Source organism: Morganella sp. Je.2.23 (assembly GCF_051129855.1).
Lineage (GTDB): Bacteria > Pseudomonadota > Gammaproteobacteria > Enterobacterales > Enterobacteriaceae > Morganella > Morganella sibonii.
The window spans coordinates 91,717-112,290 of the sequence record NZ_JBCPSQ010000003.1; the positions used below are offsets into that span (position 1 = coordinate 91,717).

General features: G+C 53.3%; 15 protein-coding genes. 6 read left to right on the forward strand and 9 right to left on the reverse strand.

The window, feature by feature from the left end:
- Positions 1–92 precede the first annotated feature (92 nt).
- The 4 genes from ansB (at position 93) to AAZR23_RS12725 (ending at position 5,084) form a co-directional block, all read left to right on the forward strand.
- Positions 93–1,136: an L-asparaginase 2 gene (gene ansB / locus AAZR23_RS12710; RefSeq protein ID WP_434692972.1), complete on the forward strand. Its 1,044-nt coding sequence runs from the start codon at positions 93–95 to the stop codon at positions 1,134–1,136.
- Between the two features lie 341 nt (positions 1,137–1,477).
- On the forward strand, positions 1,478–3,442 hold the full coding sequence (locus AAZR23_RS12715; protein ID WP_434692974.1) for a TonB-dependent receptor plug domain-containing protein: 1,965 nt from the start codon (positions 1,478–1,480) through the stop codon (positions 3,440–3,442).
- A gap of 12 nt (positions 3,443–3,454) precedes the next feature.
- Complete coding sequence (locus tag AAZR23_RS12720) at positions 3,455–4,174, forward strand: (2Fe-2S) ferredoxin domain-containing protein (protein ID WP_434692977.1); 720 nt, start codon at positions 3,455–3,457, stop codon at positions 4,172–4,174.
- Between the two features lies 1 nt (position 4,175).
- Positions 4,176–5,084, forward strand: coding sequence for an ABC transporter substrate-binding protein (locus tag AAZR23_RS12725; RefSeq protein WP_434692980.1), 909 nt, complete (start codon positions 4,176–4,178; stop codon positions 5,082–5,084).
- Positions 5,085–5,102: 18 nt separating this feature from the next.
- Here AAZR23_RS12725 and AAZR23_RS12730 read toward each other — a convergent pair whose 3' ends face one another.
- Entirely contained in the window at positions 5,103–5,825 is a 723-nt protein-coding gene (locus AAZR23_RS12730) for an NUDIX hydrolase (RefSeq protein ID WP_046892039.1), read from the reverse strand.
- Positions 5,826–5,984: 159 nt separating this feature from the next.
- Here AAZR23_RS12730 and AAZR23_RS12735 point away from each other — a divergent pair, with 159 nt between their 5' ends.
- Both AAZR23_RS12735 and AAZR23_RS12740 read left to right on the forward strand, forming a co-directional pair.
- Complete coding sequence (locus AAZR23_RS12735) at positions 5,985–7,007, forward strand: SPFH domain-containing protein (RefSeq protein WP_052927093.1); 1,023 nt, start codon at positions 5,985–5,987, stop codon at positions 7,005–7,007.
- The gene (locus tag AAZR23_RS12740) at positions 7,004–7,930 is read left to right on the forward strand and encodes a sugar kinase (RefSeq protein WP_434692984.1); all 927 of its coding nucleotides are present in this window, start codon (positions 7,004–7,006) and stop codon (positions 7,928–7,930) included. Before AAZR23_RS12735 ends, AAZR23_RS12740 begins: the two co-directional genes overlap by 4 nt.
- Positions 7,931–7,999: 69 nt before the next feature.
- On the opposite strand, the gene AAZR23_RS12745 is transcribed toward AAZR23_RS12740, so the two are convergent.
- The 8 genes from AAZR23_RS12745 to AAZR23_RS12780 all read right to left on the reverse strand — a co-directional run bounded on the left by AAZR23_RS12745 (position 8,000) and on the right by AAZR23_RS12780 (position 20,531).
- A complete protein-coding gene (locus AAZR23_RS12745; protein WP_141651494.1) occupies positions 8,000–8,227 on the reverse strand; it encodes a hypothetical protein in 228 nt (75 codons plus the stop codon).
- A 375-nt stretch (positions 8,228–8,602) separates the two neighbouring features.
- The gene (locus tag AAZR23_RS12750; RefSeq protein ID WP_107679465.1) at positions 8,603–9,970 is read right to left on the reverse strand and encodes an NCS2 family permease; all 1,368 of its coding nucleotides are present in this window, start codon (positions 9,968–9,970) and stop codon (positions 8,603–8,605) included.
- A 57-nt stretch (positions 9,971–10,027) separates the two neighbouring features.
- Positions 10,028–11,344 (reverse strand): guanine deaminase, encoded by a 1,317-nt coding sequence (gene guaD / locus AAZR23_RS12755; RefSeq protein ID WP_434692987.1) that lies wholly within the window; start codon positions 11,342–11,344, stop codon positions 10,028–10,030.
- 60 nt (positions 11,345–11,404) lie between these two features.
- Complete coding sequence (locus AAZR23_RS12760; protein ID WP_434692989.1) at positions 11,405–14,275, reverse strand: molybdopterin-dependent oxidoreductase Mo/Fe-S-binding subunit; 2,871 nt, start codon at positions 14,273–14,275, stop codon at positions 11,405–11,407.
- A gap of 4 nt (positions 14,276–14,279) precedes the next feature.
- Positions 14,280–15,053 carry a molybdopterin-dependent oxidoreductase FAD-binding subunit gene (gene ygfM, locus AAZR23_RS12765; RefSeq protein WP_434692991.1) on the reverse strand — a complete coding sequence of 258 codons (774 nt, stop codon included), beginning with the start codon at positions 15,051–15,053 and terminating at the stop codon, positions 14,280–14,282.
- A 59-nt stretch (positions 15,054–15,112) separates the two neighbouring features.
- Positions 15,113–16,438, reverse strand: a complete 1,326-nt coding sequence (ssnA, locus tag AAZR23_RS12770; protein WP_434692994.1) for a putative aminohydrolase SsnA — start codon at positions 16,436–16,438, stop codon at positions 15,113–15,115.
- A 2-nt stretch (positions 16,439–16,440) separates the two neighbouring features.
- The gene (ygfK, locus tag AAZR23_RS12775) at positions 16,441–19,551 is read right to left on the reverse strand and encodes a putative selenate reductase subunit YgfK (RefSeq protein ID WP_434692995.1); all 3,111 of its coding nucleotides are present in this window, start codon (positions 19,549–19,551) and stop codon (positions 16,441–16,443) included.
- A gap of 344 nt (positions 19,552–19,895) precedes the next feature.
- The gene (locus AAZR23_RS12780) at positions 19,896–20,531 is read right to left on the reverse strand and encodes an NTP transferase domain-containing protein (RefSeq protein ID WP_434692997.1); all 636 of its coding nucleotides are present in this window, start codon (positions 20,529–20,531) and stop codon (positions 19,896–19,898) included.
- Positions 20,532–20,574: the final 43 nt, after the last annotated feature.

A 20,574-nucleotide genomic window follows, 5' to 3' on the forward strand; every position in this document is an offset into this window, starting at 1 on the left:
ATATTCTCAATAAGAAGAATTTAAATATCCAATTAGTTCTATATTTATTAATTGGATATTTATAATTCTACTGAGCAATGGAGCATTCAGGTATGAAAAACCGCAACAAAATTCTGCTGTCCGCGTTGATATCTCTCTTTATGACCCCGGCTTTTGCACTTCCTTCCGTGACAGTTCTGGCCACCGGCGGCACGATTGCCGGCGGCGGGGAATCATCTGTTTCGTCCGGCTATCAGGCCGGAAAAGTGGGAATCGATGCGCTGATTGATGCCGTACCGGAAGTCAAAGCACTGGCCGATATCAGTGGTGAGCAGATTGTGAATATCGGCTCACAGGATATGAATGACAAGGTGTGGCTGACGCTGGCAAAGGAAATTAACCGGACCTGTGATAAAACCGACGGATTCGTGATCACACACGGCACTGATACGCTGGAGGAAACTGCGTACTTTCTTGATCTGACGGTATCGTGCCGCAAACCGGTTGTGCTGGTGGGGGCAATGCGTCCGTCCACCGCGCTCGGCGCGGATGGCCCGCTGAATCTCTATAATGCCGTGGTGCTGGCGACAGATAAACAGGCGGCGGATCGCGGTGTGCTGATGGTGATGAATGACAAGGTGATCAGCGGGCGTGATGTGGTCAAAATGAACACGACGGAAGTGCAGGCATTTGAAGCGGTGAATGCCGGTGATACCGGATTTATTCATAACGGCAAAGTGACCTATTATCAGGCCGCGCAACCACGTCAGGCCGGTGCGGTGTTTGATGTCAGTAAACTCAGCGAACTGCCGGAAGTCGGTATTGTTTATAATTATGCCAATGCGTCAGATGCGCCGGTAAAAGCCCTGCGGGAAGAGGGAAATGCCGGGATTGTCAGCGCCGGTGTGGGCAACGGTAATATGTATAAAGGTATTTTTGATGCGTTAGCCGCGGCAGCCAAAGACGGTGTGGTGGTTGTCCGCGCCAGCCGGGTGCCAACGGGCTATACCACCCGTAACGCAGAAGTGGATGATGACGCATACGGCTTTGTGGCTTCCGGCAGGCTGAATCCGCAAAAAGCCAGGGTGTTACTGCAACTGGCGCTGACACAAACCACTGATCCGCAGAAAATTCAGTCACTCTTCGAAAAATATTAATTACGCGTTTTTTCAGACCGCAACCCTCCGTATTCAGAGGGTTGCGTTTTTTTATTACCGGATCTGTTTTTATGTCGTTATTGTTATGTTATAACATATCAATTGATGGATTTAAGGAGATAGTTGTCATTAATGATAATTAACAAATGAAACAAAAAAGACACAGCAACCCACAGGAATTTAAAGAAAAAAGGGGCTGAATCTGTCCGTATTCACAAAGCGGGAAAAAGAACTGTTCTCATATTTACCCATTGAATTCGTTCAGTATATTGTCTGGTTCTGAGTCAGGGTGACTCTGTCTTCACGGCATGTATCACAACAAAATAATAAAAGAGAAAGGTATGAAATCAGTTAAGTTTGTATTGGCACCGTTATCCGCCATGGTGCTGTTATCGTTCTGTGCACAGGCCGGAACACAGGGAAATAATGACGACACGATTATTGTCCGATCCTCCACGATTGAATCCACCACCGTAAATGAGCTGGCCGACTACGGGAATAAATTACAGGTTATTACCCGTGAGGAAATCCAGCGTTCAGGGCCGTCATCCGATTTAAACCAGGTATTACAGCAGTATGTGCCGGGGTTATATGTCTCTCTGGGACAGGGGGCTTACGGTTACGGAAAATATTCTTTTATGGGCGGCCGCCCGGATGACACCTTAATTCTGATTGACGGCGTCCGTCTGAATAACCGCCTGTTCGGCGGGATCTATCTTGATACCCTGCCGCTGATTGCGATTGACCGCATCGAAGTGTTACAGGGGGCACAAAGTCTCTCTTTTGGTACTCAGGCGATCAGCGGTGTAATTAATATTGTTACCAAAAAACCGACCTCAGAGGTGCTGTCCGGTGAATTCAGTGTCGGCGCGGATACGGATAAAGGCCGTTACGGTGAAGGGTATATCGAGAAAGCGTTTGATAACGATATCGGTAAAACCGGTCTGATGGCGTGGGTGACCCGCAGTAAATCAGACGGTTATCAGCCGTACCGCGACAGTGATTACAACGGCACGATTGGTCAGAAAAAACGTGGCTATGACGTAACCTCTGTGGGTGTTCAGGTCACACAAACTATTGCGGATACTGCGCAGTTACAGGGATTCTACCAGTATACGCAGGCGGATCTGGATATGGTGTCCCCGAACCATCACCGGCAGGCGATGAATAAACGAGATCACCATCTGGCGACGGTTTCCTTCGAGCACTTCCTGACACAGGACACCAGTTACTCAATCCGAGCGCATCTTAATGACTGGAATACCCGTTATGACCGCAGCCGTTATCTGGCTGACGGCTCTGTGGATATCCAGAATGACGATTCTTACTGGGGATTCCGTGACTACGGTATTCAGGCGCAGGTCAAATCTTACCTGTTCGGGGATAATGAGTTTGTCCTCGGTACAGATAACCAGTGGTACAAAGGTAAAGATGAAGTCATGAAGATCGAAACAGATACCGCAAAAGCGAACGCTGTTTATCTTCAGGTACGTCCGGATGTACCGGTGTTACCGGAACTGAAACCAAGTCTTGGCGTGCGTTATGAGCGCTTTGAGGGTGGTCAGGATGCAACGGTCTGGATGGCGAGCACTAAATATGAAGTGAATGAAAAACTCAGTTTACGCGGCCAGGTGGGAACGGCATTTAAACTGCCGAACGCAGAGCAGTTGTTTGTGAATGATGAAAGCAAGCAAACCATTGGTGATGCCAATCTGAAAGCGGAAACCAGTAAAAATATCGAAGCCGGATTTGATTATCTGACGCAGTGGGAAAACGGCGGAGCCTGGCAGTTCGGCGCAACAGCGTATGCCCGTGAAATCAATGATCTGATCACCACAGTGAAAGTCGGTAAATATGACAAATGGGTGAACGGTGACGGTGAAATCCGCACCAAAGGCGTGGTGCTCTCTACAAAACTGAACTTTGATGAATCCTGGTATGTCTCCGGGGATATCACCCGCAACTGGCTGGATACCAAAAATGGCGCGACACTCAACGACATCCCTGAGTTTTTTACCCGCGGCCGTGTCGGTTATGACGCCCCGGCGAAACAGTGGGGCGCGGAACTGGCTGCCCGTTATGTGGGGGAACTGAAATCCGGCAATGATACCTACGGCCACTACACCGTATTTGATGCCAGCGCCTGGCTGTATGTTGATCATGCGCAGCAGCATAAATTGACGCTGCTGGTGGAAAACCTCTTTGACCGCGACTATCCGGCGGGGCTGACCAGCAACGGCCTGGAAAAAGTGGATAACCTCGGTCGTCCGTTAACCGCTGAACTGCGTTACACCTACCGTTTCTGAGGACACTGAGCTATGGGAAAGAATGTCACACTGTATCTGAATACGTTGCAGAATGACGCGTGCTTACCGACCGGTTTCTGGCTGTCGCTCAGTGAGAGAGGCTTTCCCGGTGATACCGCCTGCTGTGCAGACAGCGGGGCGGTATTACATCAGCTGGGAGAAACAGTCACACAAGATACCCGTTGTGTCCTGCTGATGGTGCTGACCGACCCGGCGCAATCCGGTGAAAAACTGATGTCCCTGACGTCGGAACTGGTTCAGGCTATTGCGGAGCATTACCCGCAGTTACGGGTATTCCGGAGTTTGTGTGTACTTACCGGGGCGGATGCGGCAGCGGATGCCAAACAGGCCGGTGATGTGATGACGGAACTGGAAAAACAGTCAAACAGCCGTGAGCCGAAAGCAGAATCGAATCCGAACTGGGAAAAAACGCCGCCGTACCGCTATCACCTGTTCTTCTGTATGGGGCCGCGCTGTGTCTGCCGCGGGGCTAAATCGCTGCTGACGCAACTGCGCCATCAGCTGGCGGCACGCAACCTGTTTGAAAATGAGAATGGCGTATTGCTGACCCGATCGCACTGCCAGTATCCCTGCAATCAGGGGCCGCTGGTCACGGTCTATCCGGATAATTTATGGTATCGCCTGACCACGCCGGAAGAAATCCATCTGTTTGTGTCTGAACAGATAGAACAGGGAAGAGTGGTGCCGTCATTGCTGGCGGAGCACAAATAAGATGGGGATTGCCCGCTATGCGCTCAGTGCGGTGCTTCTGCTGCTGTCAGCGGGGGCGTCAGCGGGAAACCGTTGTGAGCCGCAGTGGGATCAGTCTGCACCGCCGCAGCATATCATTGCCATGAATCAGCATGCTGCCGATATGCTGCTGGCGCTGGACGCCGGGCCGCAGATGCTGGGTGTCAGTTATATTGATGATTCAGCGGAGGCGGTAACTTCCGGCCGTTACCACGGCATTCCGGTTTTTTCGGCCAAATACCCCGCGACGGAGAAACTGATCGCCTCCGGGGCGGATTTTGTCGTTGCCGGGTTTTCCTCTGCCTTTATGGCCTCAATGGGCGGACAAAACGATCTGCAACGTGCGGGGATCGGCAGCTATCTGATGGCATTTGCCTGTGAACGTCAGGCATACAGCGGATTTGACAGTATTAAAACGGATTTGTACCGGCTGGGAAAAATCCTCGGGCGGGAAAAAGAGGCGGATGCTGCGGTGGCCCGCATCGATACCACACTGGCACAGGTAAAAGCCCTGCCGCCGCTCTCCCGTAAACCCACTATCTTTTACCTCGACAGCCAGAGCGACACCCTGATGTCACAGGGGAAAAAAGGGTTTATGACCGAAATTATCACGCTGGCGGGAGGCGAAAATACCTTTATAAACATGCCGATGGCCGGTATTCACGTCTCCCCGGAAACCCTGCTGGATAAACAGCCGGACTATATCATCCTCGCAGATGCTGTCTGGTCACCGGCAGAAAAGAAAAAAGCCTGGCTGGCAAATCATCCGGCGCTGTCTCACCTGGAGGCCGTTAAAAACGGGCGTTACATTGTCATCCCGTTCAGCGGCGTTTATCCCAATGTGAAAAGCCCGGATGTGCTGCTGACGATCGCGGAAGCCGTCAGAAAATAGTCCGGACACAACAGCGTGTTATTCCCCGTCTGTCTCCAGGTTACGGATAAAACGGTACTCCTTTGATTCCGGCTTCAGACGGTACAGTGCCGCCGGACGACCGCGTTCAGCCCGTTTTTCACCGGTATCAATCAGCAAATCAGCCTGTTCAAGACGGCGGCGGAATGATTTTTTCTGGATCGGCTGACCAATCAGAATTTCATGAACATGCTGCAATTCCGGAAGGGTAAAGGTGTCCGGCAGCGCAAATCCCGGTACGACAGAATAGAGGGATTTCTGGCGCAGCCGCGCTCTGGCCTGACGGATAAGTAACTGGTGATCAAACGCCAGCGTCATATTTTCCGCTTCATCCAGCGGTATCCATCTGACGGAATTAACCGTATTAATCTGTTTTTCACACGCCTGCATGGCAATCAGCGCGGTATAGCAGACCGTAACTGACCAGCCGCGTTTGTCCCGCTGATCATTGCCGACTGTACATAACTGCTCAATGTACGGCGGCGTTACGCCGGTTTTTTCCCGCAGCTTCCGCAGTACGGTATCTTCCAGCGTTTTGTCCTGTGTCTCATCAACAAATCCGCCGGGCAGTCCCCATTTGCCTTTTTCCGGATGTTCCGCGCGTTCGGCCAGCAGCACGTGCAGCGTTTCATTGTGATAGGTAAAAAGCACAGCATCAACAGTCACCAGAGGCGACAAAAAATCACGGCGCTGATAACCGGCGAGATAAGTTTGTTCATCCATTTGTGTCACATCCTGAAACCGGGGTAAGTGATTCTATTGTAAGGAGAGAAATCCGGATTGCAAATTAAATGTCATTCAGACACTAATTCGGCTTGACATTAATAGTGTCAATAAGTCACTATATTGTTATTGTCATAACGACACTAATGAGGTGATACTATGTTTAATTTAAAATTCTTTAAAGCTGACCCGTCCACATTTGTTATCCGTTCTGTGAACGGTAATGTCAAACGTCAGGGGCAGGGGCTGAGTTTCTGGTACAACAGCGCGACCACATCGATCGCAGCATTGCCGTTAACGGCGCAGGAAACCCCGTTTATTTTTAATTTTCAGACCGCGGACTTTCAGAACCTCCGCGTTCAGGGACAACTCTCCTTTCAGGTCAGTGCACCGGAAAAAACGGCCGGGGTGCTTAATTTTGTGCTGAACCGGGACGGAAAAACTTACGCGACTGACGATCCGATGAAACTGAATGACCGGATTGTCCGTGCGGCACAAACCATTATCCAGGCGGAGATCCAATCCACGCCGCTGCGCCGTGCATTATTGCTCAGTCAGTCGCTGGTGGCGCTGGTACAGTCACGTCTGGCGCAGCAGGCAGCGGTTGAGGCGCTGGGGGTCACTATCCTGGATTTCTCTGTCACCGCCATTACCCCGACACCGGAAACGGCCCGCGCACTCGAAGCGGAAGCCAGGGAATCCCTGCTGAAAGAAGCGGATGATGCGATTTATGCACGGCGCAAATCCTCGGTTGAGCAGGAGCGTACGATCAAAGAGGCAGAGCTGGAGACGGATCTCTCTGTGCAGAAAAAAGAGCAGCAGATAGAGGAATCCCGGCTGGAAAATGAACGCACACTGCTGCGCGAGCAGGCAGCAATGTCGCAGGAACGGCTGGCGTCGGAGATTGGCGAGGAGCAGCAGCGTCAGACACTGGTTGCGCTCAGTGCGGATAACCAGCGCGTTCAGTCCGATGCGGATGCATACGCGATTGAAACCAAAATGAAAGCGTACCGCGAACTGCCGGTGGAAAATCTCAAAGCCCTTGCCCTGAGCCGGATGGCGCCGGAGCAGCTGATGGCGATGGCCTTTGAATCACTGGCACAGAATGCCGGAAAAATTGGTGAGCTGAATATCGCGCCGGATATGTTCAGTCAGATGATGAAAAAAGGAAGTAAAGCATGAGCCGCCGGGAGGAAGTACGGTTTGTCCTGGTCACACAGAAAACCCGGCTGCAGGAGCTGATCGCCCGTTTCAATACCTGGCCGCAGGCGAAGTTTTATCTGGAGCATAACGGTATCTCTGTCAGTGATTACCTGGCGGAACACGATCGCTACCAGGCGCAGCTGACAGAGGCGAAACGGATCCTGCTTCAGGCGGGACAGGTGCAGGTTCCGGATCGCACGCTGCTGCCGGGCTATCAGTTTTCTGACCGTGATATTGTGGTGATTATCGGCCGGGACGGGCTGGTGGCAAATACCCTGAAATACCTGAACGGCCAGCCGGTGATCGCGGTTAATCCCGACCCTGCGCGCTGGGACGGTATATTGCTGCCTTTTGAACTGCCGCAGCTGGAGTCGGTGGTGAAACGGACACTGAACCGGGATATGCCGTCGAAAGTTCTGAGTTTTGCACAGGCGGTCACCAATGACGGTCAGCAGATGCTGGCGGTCAATGACCTGTTTATCGGGCCGAAAAGTCACACATCGGCCCGTTATATTCTCAGTCACGGCGGGCAGTCGGAAGCCCAGTCTTCCTCCGGTGTGATTATCTCGACGGGGCTGGGTTCCACGGGCTGGCTGCAATCCGTTCTGGCCGGTGCGCTGGGGGTAACCGGCGGCAGTTCACATCCGCTGCGTGCCGGTATCGGCTGGGATGAAAAGCGGTTGCAGTACAGTGTGCGGGAACCGTTCCCGGGACGGACATCCGGAACATCGCTGATTTTCGGGGCGGTTGATAATTCGGTGACATTACAGCTTGAATCGCAGATGCCGGAAAATGGTGTTATTTTTTCTGACGGGATCGAATCTGATTTTCTGCATTTTAATGCCGGATGCATTGTCACGGTCAGTATTGCGGATATTCAGGGGCGGCTGATGTATGAATAAGAGATATAAAACGGCGCATGAAAAAAGGGACACAACGCGTGTCCCGTTTGCCTGAAAGTGAGGCGACACTTAAGCGTGTTTTATTTTGCCTGCCCATGACGAGATTATGGAAACAGACTGGTCAACGATACCACCGATAGTTTTGCCGAATTTCTCACCACGGCCTGCGCTCTGCTCATTTTTTCTGTAGTAACCAACGATGCTGCCCACGCCGCGGCCGATTAATGCACCCGCATCAGAGTAAATACCGGCGCCGGAAACCATATCAATCTCAACCAGACTTAATTCTTTCATCATATATCCTTATTTTATTTTCCGTTTAATGGTTTTGTCATACAGCAGATATAACAATATTGCTGATAACAGCACTGTTTTAACTCCGGGGAAAAAAAACACAAGGTGCAAAAAGTGCTGATTCCGATTTACGTTATATACATCGGTTTTTGATTATCTGCTGATGGTTTTCAGCGCGAATTCACTGGCCGGAGACGTTATTTGATTGGTATTTATCAACTATTGATTATTATCAGATTTGAATCTGTTCCCGGAAACAGAACAGACAATATATAAAAATGAGCGATTCAGCCTTTTTACCGGCAAATACAGGGAGTGCTTTCGCGCTCCCTGTGATGATAATAATTAACGGATATTCAGTTTGTTCTGTCAGACGGATTAAATTGCCCAGCCGCCTGCATAGAATGCGACTAACACGATGGCGATAATCACGGTGCCGGTGTTGAGTTTGCGCCACTCTTTTGCCACCAGACGACCAATCACCAGGGTGACGTAGCCCAGCATAATACCGGTAACGATATTACAGGTCAGAACGATAAAGACCGCACACACCAGTCCGGACATCGCGTCGACGGAGTCATCGAAATCCAGTTTTGCCACATTACTCAGCATCAGCAAACCGACATACATCAGTGCCGGAGCAGTTGCATACCCGGGGATCAGGTATGAGAGCGGCGAGAAGAACAGGATCAGCAGGAACAGCACGCCGACGGTCACGGCTGTCAGCCCGGTTTTGCCGCCTGCGGCTGTCCCCGCAGCGGATTCGATATATACCGCCGCCGGAGAGGCACCTACCGCACCGGAGATAATGGAACTGACGGAGTCCACGGTCAGGGCTTTGCCGCCGTTGATAATCTGATTATCTTTATCCAGCAGATTTGCCTGCCCGGCCACTGCGCGGATGGTCCCGGTGGCATCAAACACCGCTGTCATCACCAGCGCCAGTACGCTTGGCAGAACGGCCGTTTGCAGGGCGCCCATAATATCCATGCTGAATATCAGGGATTTTCCGTCCTCACCGCTCAGTGACGGCATGGCGATCAGCCCCTGATACGTGACATTCGGATCAACAATCAGGCCGATAACCGAAATCCCGATAATCACCAGCAGTATCCCGCCCGGCACGCGCATTTTTTCCAGGCTGACAATCACCGCCAGCCCGATCAGCGACATCGCCACCGGGAAGGAGGTAAACGCCCCCATTGCCACCGGCAGACCTTCCAGCGGATTTTTGATCACAAGGCCGACGCCGTTGGCGGCGATCAGCAGTAAAAACAGGCCGATACCAATCCCGGTACCGTGGGCTATCCCCATCGGCAGGTTTTTCAGTATCCAGTTTCGCACCCCGGTAACGGAAATCAGGGTAAAAATGACCCCCATCAGGAAGACGGCGCCGAGCGCAACCGGAATACTGATTTGCTGCCCGAGCACCAGGCTGAATGCGGTAAAGGCGGTGAGTGAAATCGCACAGCCGATAGCCATCGGCAGGTTTGCCCACAGCCCCATCATCAGAGAACCGATACTGGCGACGAGACAGGTGGCGACAAAAATAGCGCCCGGCGGGAATCCGGCCTTACCGAGCATAGAGGGGACGACGATGACAGAATAGACCATGGCGAGGAAGGTGGTGACGCCCGCCAGAATCTCCCGTTTGACGCTGCTGCCGCGGGCGGAGATTTTAAAGTACGCATCAAGTGCGCCTTTCGCTGCCGCCCCGGTGTTATCCGGTGTTGTATTATCAGACATAATTGCAGACCCCGAGAATGAAATGAAAGTGTGTTTTAATTACAGCATTGGTGTGCGTCAGGTCCGTTCATAGACCAGACGTCCGTCGATGTAAGTCCGGTAAATGGTGCGGTCATCACCAAGCGCAATCATCACAAACAATTTCTCCGCCAGCGTGCGTGAGTTGTCATAACGCAACTGCTGGAGCGGGGTCGCGGTCGGTTCAAGTACCACAAAATCCGCTTCTTTGCCGGCGGCAAAGTTACCGATACAGTTATCCAGCCCTAATGAATGTGCCCCGCCGAGTGTGGCGAGATAAAAGGCTTCAAAGGCGGTTAAACAGGTTTTTTGTAACTGCATCACCTTGTAGGCTTCACTCAGTGTCTGCAGCATGTTGAAGGTCGTCCCGGCACCGACATCCGTACCAATCCCGACTTTCACTTTTTTCGCCAGCGCTTTTTTCAGATTAAACAGGCCGCTGCCGAGATAGAGGTTTGATGTCGGACAAAATGCCACTGCCGAGCCGGTATCGTGCAGGCAGTCCCACTCTTCTTCCTCAAGGTGGATACAGTGCGCAAACACACTGCGTTCACCGGTCAGACCGTAGTGGTGATAGACATCCAGGTAGTTTTTGCTGTCCGGATAGAGTTCTTTTACCCACTCAATTTCTGCTTTATTTTCATTAAGATGAGTGTGAATCCACGTGTCCGGATACTCTTCGCGCAGCCGCTGACATACCGCCAGCTGTTCCGGGCTGGAGGTCGGCGCAAAACGCGGGGTGATGGCGTAGAGCAGGCGCCCGTTCTTGTGCCAGCGTTCAATCAGCGCCTTACACTCTTCGTAACTGCTTTCCGGTGTGTCGGTGAGATAGTCCGGCGCGTTTCTGTCCATCATCACTTTACCGGTGATAAGGCGCATATTGAGCTGGCTTGCCGCATCAAACAGGGCGTTGACCGATTCCGGGTGAACAGTACTGAAGACCAGCGCAGTCGTGGTGCCGTTGCGCAGCAGTTGTTTGATAAAAAACGCCGACATTTCACGGGCGTAATCAATATCCTGATACAGTTTTTCGGTCGGGAACACGTGGCGGTTGAGCCATTCCAGCAACTGCTCGCCGTGAGCGCCGATCATCTCACTCTGCGGATAGTGAACGTGGGTATCAATAAAGCCCGGCACCACCAGTTTCCCGGTGTAGTCGCGGACACGGACAGTTTCCGGGATCAGATGTTTTCCCTCTTCCCACTCTCCGAACCACTCTATTTTTCCGTGCCGGATTAGCATTAGTCCGTCGTCGATCAGGCGGACTGCACCGGGCAGATCGTCCATCGAGGTCACTACGCGGGTGATATCCAGAAACTTCCCGCGTACCGCTTTGACGGTATGTTCAGACGACATAGCTGACTCCTCTGCTTACAAAAAGCCCTCACCGGAACCGGTGAGGGCAGGTTGGTTTAATTACATTTTGCCCAGGCCGCGCAGGATTTTTTCCGGTGTGAAGTGCCATTCACGCAGCCAGACACCACAGGCATCATGAATGGCCGTGGCGATGGCCGGTGCAGCGCCGTTAACCGCGATTTCCGAGATGGATTTCGCGCCGTACGGGCCGACCTGATCATCACTCGGCACCAGGAACGCGCGGAAATCACGCGGAATATCGCCGATCTTCGGTGCGCCGTAGGTTTTCAGATCGCGGGTCAGCGGCACACCTTTGGCGTCGTAGCGGATCTCTTCCGACATACTGTGGCCGATAGCACGCATGGAGGCACCGTAAATCTGACCCAGGGCCAGATCCGGGTTCACCGGCGTACCGCAGTCGAGCAGGGCGTAGAATTTATCCAGGCGTATCTCACCGGTACGGGTGTTCACCGCCACCTCGGCAAAGTTTGCCCCGTACGGGAAGGCAAAGTCCGGGGTGATATAGCTGGCGTTTGCCACCAGCACACCAAACCCGGTACCGCCTTCGGCAGCGTGCGCCAGATCCCCGAAGCTGATTTCACCTTTCTTACCGCGCACCACACCCGGTGCCGCAAGGGTGACATCCTCCGCCGGCTCACCGATTTGTGCCGCACCGTAGAACAGGATTTTCTTGCGCAGATTCTCTGCCGCCATTTTTGCCGCATTACCGGAGAAGCAGGTACCGGAGGAGGCATACGCCCCTTTATCAAACAGCGCATGGTCAGTATCCCCGGAGATAACATGAATATCATCCGGGCAGCAGCACAGCACTTCGGCGGTCAGTTTTTTGACCACGGTATCCAGACCGGTCCCGATATCCGCACCACCGGAGTGGACGATAAAGGTGCCGTCAGATTCCAGTTTGACCATACAGTTTGCCTGGTCGATATCCGGAATCCCGGATTTCTGCATGATAATCGCCACGCCGCGTCCGGTTTTCCAGTCGCCGTCCTGTTTGCGCGGGGAATCCCAGTCGATAAGCTCACGGCCTTTTTTCAGGATCGGGCCGAGGGCGCAGCTTGCGGCGGTCGGTACGGATGTCGGCATTTTACCTTCGCCGATAGCGCCGAGGATCTTCAGTTCCTGGCCTTCATGCACGCGGTTGGTTTCAATCAGATCCAGCAGATCGATATTCAGCTCTTTCGCCAGTTCGGCCAGGATCATGGTCAGGGCGAAGTTACCTTTCGGTGCCCCGTAACCCTGATATGCGCCGGTCGGACAGATGTTGGAATAGTAAGTCGTCACCTGAAAATCGACGTTATCACACGGATAGAGCGGCAGTGACAGCGCCGGGCCGTTACTCGGCACAGTAAGTGAGTGGTTACCGTAAGGGCCGGTATTCGCCAGGAATTCCATGTTGATGGCGGTGATTTTCCCGTCTTTTTTCGCGCCCAGTTTGATTTTCACTTTCGCCACATGGCGGCTGGTGTTCGCGATAAACTCTTCTTCACGGGTGTAGCGGAATGACACCGGACGGCCGGTAACATACGTCGCCCACGCACAGACCTCTTCCAGCAGGATATCCTGCTTGGAGCCGAAGCCGCCGCCGACACGCTCTTTGATCACATGTACTTTGTTCTGTTTCAGGCCGAGAATACGCGCCACCTGGCGGCGTAAGTGCCATGGCACCTGAGTGGAGGCGTGGATCACCAGACGGTCACCGTTCATGTAGGTGTAGCAGATATGCGGTTCGGTCGGGCACTGCTGAACCTGGCGGGATTCATAGGTGCGCTCGATAACGGTGTCCGCTTCCGCAAAGCCTTTATCCAGATCCCCGATATGGCCGTGAACTCCGGCAGCAATGTTTTTGCACGGTTTTGCGCCGATCGGGAAGTTAATCTGCAAATGTTCGCCGCGATCTGCCGCGTTCTTATTCTGCTCTGCCAGGTCAGCCGGTGCGCCGTTAACATAAATTACCGGCTCATCGTGCACCAGCGGTGCGCCATCGGCTTTGGCTTCATCGATAGACAGTACCGGCTTCAGCACATCATAGCTGACTTCAATTAAGGATAATGCTTTCAGTGCGATAGCTTCGTTTTCTGCCACAACGGCAGCGACACGGTCACCGACGTGACGGAGTTTTTTACCGAACATCCGGCGGTCAAGCGGAGACGGTTCCGGTGCACTCTGCCCGCCCGGGGTGTAATACACATCCGGACAGTTTTTGTGGGTTATCACATGCACCACACCCGGCAGCGCTTCGGCTTTGCTGACATCGAGATGAGTGATCAGTGCGTGCGCGTGCGGGCTGCGCAGCATTTTGATGACACAGGTATTGGCCGGAATGCGATCTTCCACATAGCACGGTTTTGCCTGCACCATCACGGCAGCATCAGTTTTCGGTGTGACTTTCCCGACAACGGTCAGGTCATCACGGAACGCCGGGGCGTTATCGGCTTTGTAGTGCGGATCTTTGCGGCGTTTCACCAGCAGATCAATAACTTCATAGAATTGCTGATAACCGGCGTCACGGCTGAACAGACCGGAAAGCGCATCATCAATCTGATCGCGATCCGGTTCCGGGATGCGTTTAATCAGGTCAGTCAGGATCAGGGCGGCCGCCGGGTCGTTATAACCGGACTGGATCACCCCCACATCGACCATGGCCTGCTGAACATCACTCAGTTCATTCCATTTGCCGAGTGATTCGGCGGTTTCAATCACTGCGCCTTCCAGTTGTGCGGCGATCAGCAGCGAGGCGTTAACAATACGGCCGTTGAATAAAATGGCGTCGGAGCCTGCGAAGCCGTAGCCGTCATCACTGTTACGCACAGAGTGCATACCCAGGCTGAACAGAATAGTGCGGACATTTTCGCCCGGAATGCAGTCAAGCGAATGCGGGGTGCCGTTAAGTATAAAATGGACGTTCATTTCGTTATTCCTCCCCCATTTGCCGGCAGTCTGTCAGCAGGTCTGAAACTAAAATTCCGGTGATATAGCGTTTGTATTCTTCACTGCCCAGCAAATCCGCTTTCGGCTTCACCGCCTGACTGACGGCTTTTTCCAGCGCTTCCCCGCTGAGGTTTTTTGCCTCGATCTGTTGCAGGCGGCTGATACCGCAGCCAACACCATCAACCGCAATCCGCTGCTCATTATTGCCGGTCAGAGCTACCGCGGCGGTGACGACAGACCAGCCGTCCGCTGTTTCGCGGACCGTGCGGGTGGCGCAGCGGCGGAACGGGTCCTGTAAAATCAGATGGGTGATCAGGCGGTCTTCCGGGGCGGCAAGATAGCTTTCCAGCGAAATGACATCATTGCTGGCCAGCTGAACCTGTGCATCCAGCACCAGCAGCACCGGCAGCAGAGCATGTTCGCGCTGACAGGCGGCGATCTCCCCGCCGATGGTGGCCTGATTGCGGATGTGGCGTGAATAAACAAAACCGAGCGCATCATACAGCGCACGCGGGATAAGCGGACTTTCACGCAGCGCTTCCAGCGTGACAACCGCACCGATACGCAGAATGCCGTCCTGCCACTCAATGGATTGCAGCGGCAGCAGTGACAGTGAGATAGCGACAGTGCGGTCAGTTTTGGTCGGTACCGCATTCAGTTTACTGCCGCCCGCAAACCAGACGGCGCTTTCCTGAAAGCGTTGTTTCAGCTCAGTTGCCTGCGCTAAGGTGGCAGGGCGGAAAAATTGTTCGATCATGGGTTACCCCTACATTGCTCTTCAGACCTGCGGCACTGCCGCAGGTCATGGTTTTTTTATTACAGTGCGTCCATCCGGGCCCACATTTTTTTCGCGGCTTTGCGTGCTTCTGCAAAGAGCGGTCCGGTATCAAACGGGAACTGACGGTTTTCATACACCATCACACCATCGACCATCACGCTGTTGACACTGTTGGAGCCTAAACCGAAGGCCAGGTGGCCCGGCAGGTTATCCCCGGTGAACGGTGTCGGCGGTGTGTAATCACAAATGGTCAGGTCAGCCTGATAACCGGCTTCCACGCGGCCGAACTGTTTGCCGAAGTTGCGTGCCAGCAGGCGGTTACCGTTCCACAGGAAACGGGTAAAGCTGTCCGGCCACATCGGACCGCCCGCATCGCGGTGTTTGAAGAAAGCAAACTTCATTTCTTCTAACATATCGGAGCCGATACCATCCGTGCCGAGCACCACGTTGTTGTAGTCACCCAGGCGGTGGTTGTAGCCGACGTGGTTGTTCATATTGGAGCGGGCGTTGTGAACCAGGAAGCCATCTTTTTTATTCAGCAGCTCAATATCTGCGGAAGAAAGATACAGGCCGTGGGCGATCAGGGTTTTTTCATCAATCAGATCAAATTCACCGAGGCGGATCAGCAAATCCTTACCGTATTTGTCATGGCTGAAAGAGACGTCATAACTGTCTTCCGCCGCATGGATGTGCAGGCCGCGGCCGGTTTTCTTAATCGCTTCGCGCAGCATTTTCAGACCTTCATCTGCCACGGTAAACGGTGCGTGTGCCCCGATATGGGCTTCCACCAGATAGCGGGATTTACCACTTTTGCGCTCGCTGTCGATAAGCTCCGCAAAGGCGATATTTTCCTCAACCCCGGCTTCCAGCTCTTTCAGGCCGCCGTTGCGGTCGGTGGTTTCGTAGCAGGTCATGCCGCGCAAACCGGCTTTCAGGAAGCCGTCACGCAGGGTTTTCAGGGAACCGGCGATATAGTTTGGTGAGGCGTGGTGATCAATCACCGAGGTACAGCCGCTCTTAATTGCTTCGAGGGAACAGATAAGGCCGCTGTAATAGAGGGATTCTTCATCCAGTGCGCGGTCGAGCCGCCACCACAGATTTTTCAGGGTGGAGATAAAATCCGGGCTTGGTGCGATATTCGCCATGATGCCGCGTGATAAACCGGAATAGAAGTGGTTGTGGGAGCAGACAATTCCCGGCATCACCAGTTTGCCGTTCATCTCTTTGACTTCCGCGCCCGGGTAACGGGAATGAAGCCCGTTACCCACAGCCGCAATTTTGTCACCTTCAATGGCGATATCGGTCCCTTCGCGGATTTGCGCCGGTTCGAACTCAGTGATGGTGGCGTTTTTCAGAATCAGCATAATTATTTCTCCACCCGGCCTAACAGATAACGATAGTGTTTATGAACATGGCTCATGATGCGGCACATCTCTTCCAGTTCCTGCGGAGCCCGGCTGAATTCCCCGTCAGCATCCAGCTGCAGTTTGCTGACTTTGCCGTCCAGGCGGACCGTAAAGGTGCTGCCGTCAGCCAGGAAGCCCGGGTTGGTGCTGTTTTCGAAGTCTTCCGGCAGGCTGAAGATAGTGACTTTGTCTTTGTACGGCTTGCCCTGCCACGGACAGAACTGGGCACAGTTACCGCACTCGTTACACATCGCATCCAGGTGCAGGGTCTGATAACGGTTACGGAAGCCCGGAATCGCCACGGAAATATTGGCGCGGTTCGGGCACACATCCACACATTTCGCACAGATGTAGTTACATTCCAGGCAGCGCTCTGCTTCCTGTTTCACGAACGCTTCGCGGTCGTCGCTGTCCACCATCTGCACGGCGATAGCGCCTTTGCGGTCAGTGATATCCTGCGGGTCGACATTGAGCCAGTATTTATCACTGTAGTGAGAGAGGATATTTTCGCGCTCCAGAATGGCATCCGTTGCACGGCCCGCATCACCGATAGCTGCCACGATAGAAGACGGGCCGCTCTGTACGTCACCAATCAGGAACACATTGGCTCGGGTGGTTTCGCCGCTGTTGCGGTATACCGCAGGCCAGCCGTCGTCGCCCATCGGTACACCGATTTGTGACAGCACTTCGCAGTCCTGCTGTTCGCCGATAGCGGTGATCACGCTGTCGATTTTCAGGGTGACAGTCTCTTCTGTCGCCACCGGACGGCGGCGGCCTGACTCATCCGGCTCACCCAGCTTCATGGTGCGGACCAGCAGGGTGCCGTCAGCATTGAACTGCTCCGGATTGTGCAGGAACATGAATTTCACATCATCTTCCACCGCTTCCTCATACTCTTCCGGCCAGGCAGGCATTTCTGCCTGAGAGCGGCGGTAGATAACGGTCACATCTTCCACACCGGCAATCCGTTTGGCGGCGCGGGCGCAGTCCATCGCGGTGTTACCGGCACCGATAACGGCAACATGTTTGCCCATTTTCAGCGGTGCGTTGTTGTTGTAATCATGCAGGAACGGCAGGGATTTATAGACGTTACGGTTATCCCCGGCGAGTTTCACGCCGCTGTTTTTATCTGTCCCGATCCCGACCAGCACATAGGTGAAACCCTGCTCCATCAGCTTATCGACGGTCAGACGCGGGTCACAGCCGTATTCAAATTTCACGCCGTGGTCGGCGACAAACTGAATATCGTGCTCAATGGTTTCACGCGGGATACGGAAGTGCGGGATGATATTCGCCACCACACCACCGGCATTGGCTTCTTTCTCAAACACCGTCACCGGATGACCGGCACGGGCGAGGAAATACCCGGCCGCCAGACCCGCAGGACCGGCACCAATCACCGCCACCGGATTCTTATCACCGGAACCGGCCGGTTTGTGCCAGCGGGCTTTGTACTCTTTCCAGCCTTTTTCCACCGCCACTTTTTTCAGTTCGCGGATATTCAGGGCGCTTTCGTAATCCAGACGGGTACAGTTGTACTGGCACTGGTGATCACAGATATGACCGGTGATAGCCGGCAGAGCGTTGCGCTGGTAAATCAGTTCCAGCGCATCCGCATAGCGTCCTTCGCCCAGCAGGCGGATATACTCAGGGATATCCTGTTTGATGGCACAGGCGGTCACACACGGTGCGACATAGCAGTCGGTCAGCGGCAGCGGGCCGCCCGCATCGATTTCCTGATCTGATTTCCAGTGTTTCTGGGTATATTCCATACTGACGGCGCGTTCTGCCAGCGCATTCAGTTTGCCCACATCAATCTGCGTCATACCCCACGCATCAGATTCATCCAGCTCGCGCAGACATTCCGTCTGACGCATATAACCGCCCGGTTTCAGCAGGTCAGTTGCCATGGTGATAGGACGGATACCGGATTCAAAAATATCGCGGATATTAAATTTGCTGGCGCCGCCGGAATAAGAAACCGGCAGTTTGCCGTCAAAATGGCGGGAAAGCAGTGCGGCAACGTTGATGGAAAGCGGGAACAGAGCACGGCCTGACATATACATCTCACCGCCCGGTAAGCGCCCTTTATTATTGATCGTGCCGAGGGTGTTGGTCAGTTTCACCCCGAAGCCACGGTTTACTTCCTTCGCCAGATCCAGCAGGCGCTGTAACATCTCGAGGGCGCGATCCAGTTTCAGGTCATGAGAGAACGACTCCTCACTCAGCCCGATATAATCAAAACCGCAGGTGTCGAGGATTTCACGGACACGCGCGAAGCCGAGCAGTGTCGGGTTCAGCTTCACATAGGTGTTGATGCGTTTCTCTTCCAGCATGTAGCGGCAGATAGCCTCGATTTCATCCGGCGGACAGCCGTGCATGGTGGATAGGGTCACGCCTTTGGATAAATCACCCGGTACACGGTCAGTCATAGCCAGAAGATCGGCTTTGCGATCCTCCAGACCCAGCTCTTTCAGGAAGCCCGGACGGGAAATAAAGGCTTTCATTTCCTCCCGGTATTTCGCGAAGACCGGTAACTGAGAGGAATCCATCATCGCGTGGATATACTGCTGCATACGCGGCTGTTTAATCCCTTCCAGGTTATAACCGACACTCATATTAAAGATGAAGGATTTGGCCTCGCCTTTGGTGCGCGGGTCAAAAATGGCTTCTAACAAATGAAGGGCAAACCAGGCTTTGAGGTATTCGTCGTGGGCTTTCGGCAGGGTAAATTCGGTGGACCATTCGGTGTTGAAACATTCGTCCTGAGCATCGATACACGGCTTTTCGAGCTCCAGTTCATCGAGGATCTGAACCGTTTTCACCTCGATAAAACGGCCGCCGGTCAGCCAGGAAACCACAATATTCTGAGCAAGCTGAGTATGGGGACCGGCCGCAGGGCCGATCGGCGTCTCGCAGGTTTCACCGAAGACGGACATCAGAGGATGCTGATGCTCTCTGCGGTAAAACTGCCGTTCATTGATACCAAAAATGGAACGGCTCGCCTTATATTCTTCAAAGATCCGGTTCAGAAGTTCGCCGAACGGGACGGGACGCATTATATCTCCCATAAAACTCTCCTTGCTGCAATATGAGGGGGCATGCCGGTGGAGCGGGACATGCAACTGTATGCACTCACAGTTGCAACAATTACGCCAGGATTGTTTGCAGCCGCCGATTTCGCGTTCAGAGAAATAAAAAAATGTGAGATAAATCTAATCTTAGCAGCAAAGTGTGAAACAGCTCGCACAGCGCTAAATGAGAATATGAATCAATAAAAAATATCTTTATTACCATGGGATTAACATGTGAATAAGATTCTCAAAAAAAGAAAAAACGTATCACATTGATAATGGAAAAGTGATGTTAACAATTAATGTTATTAATGGGATGGATGTAATAGTGTACATCCGGATTACCCGCGATAATGCTGATAAACCTCCGGCGTATCGATATCGGTAATCACCGCATCACTCTGCATATTCAGGAAACGGTGCGGACCGGCCAGCAGCCGTTTTTTCATGGTATTACCCGCCGGATGTGACAGTGCCTCGAGCAGACATGCGCGGGAGAGCAGCACGGGATGGCCCGGAACTTGCTTGTAACAGGGAAGGAGTGCGGCATCACCGCGCTGTGCCCACAGCGTCTGCCAGATTTCCGGGGTGAGAAACGGCACATCACCGTGGGTGAGAAAACAGTATTCGCTGGTCACCGCCTGTGCGGCCAGACGCTGTGAGGAGAGCAGTCCGGTTTCATATTCCGGATTATAGAGAATATGAATGCGTTTTACGGACTGATAACGCGCGGCCAGTTCCGCGCCGCGAAAGCCGGTCACCAGGATGACCCTGTGACAAAAATGCAGCGCATTAGCCAGACTGGTGTCCAGCAGAGTGGCACCGCCGCGGTCCCACGGCAGCATCATTTTCCATTCACCCATCCGTGAGGAGAGCCCGGCCGCCGTCATGATGCAGTCTGTTTCCTGCGGGCAATACGGCTTACGGATCGATAAATAGGATAAAGCGGTATCGGCTGAGGTCAGGTGAGACGGCATAATGGATATACACTCCGCTGATAAACATAGAAAGTGACTGATA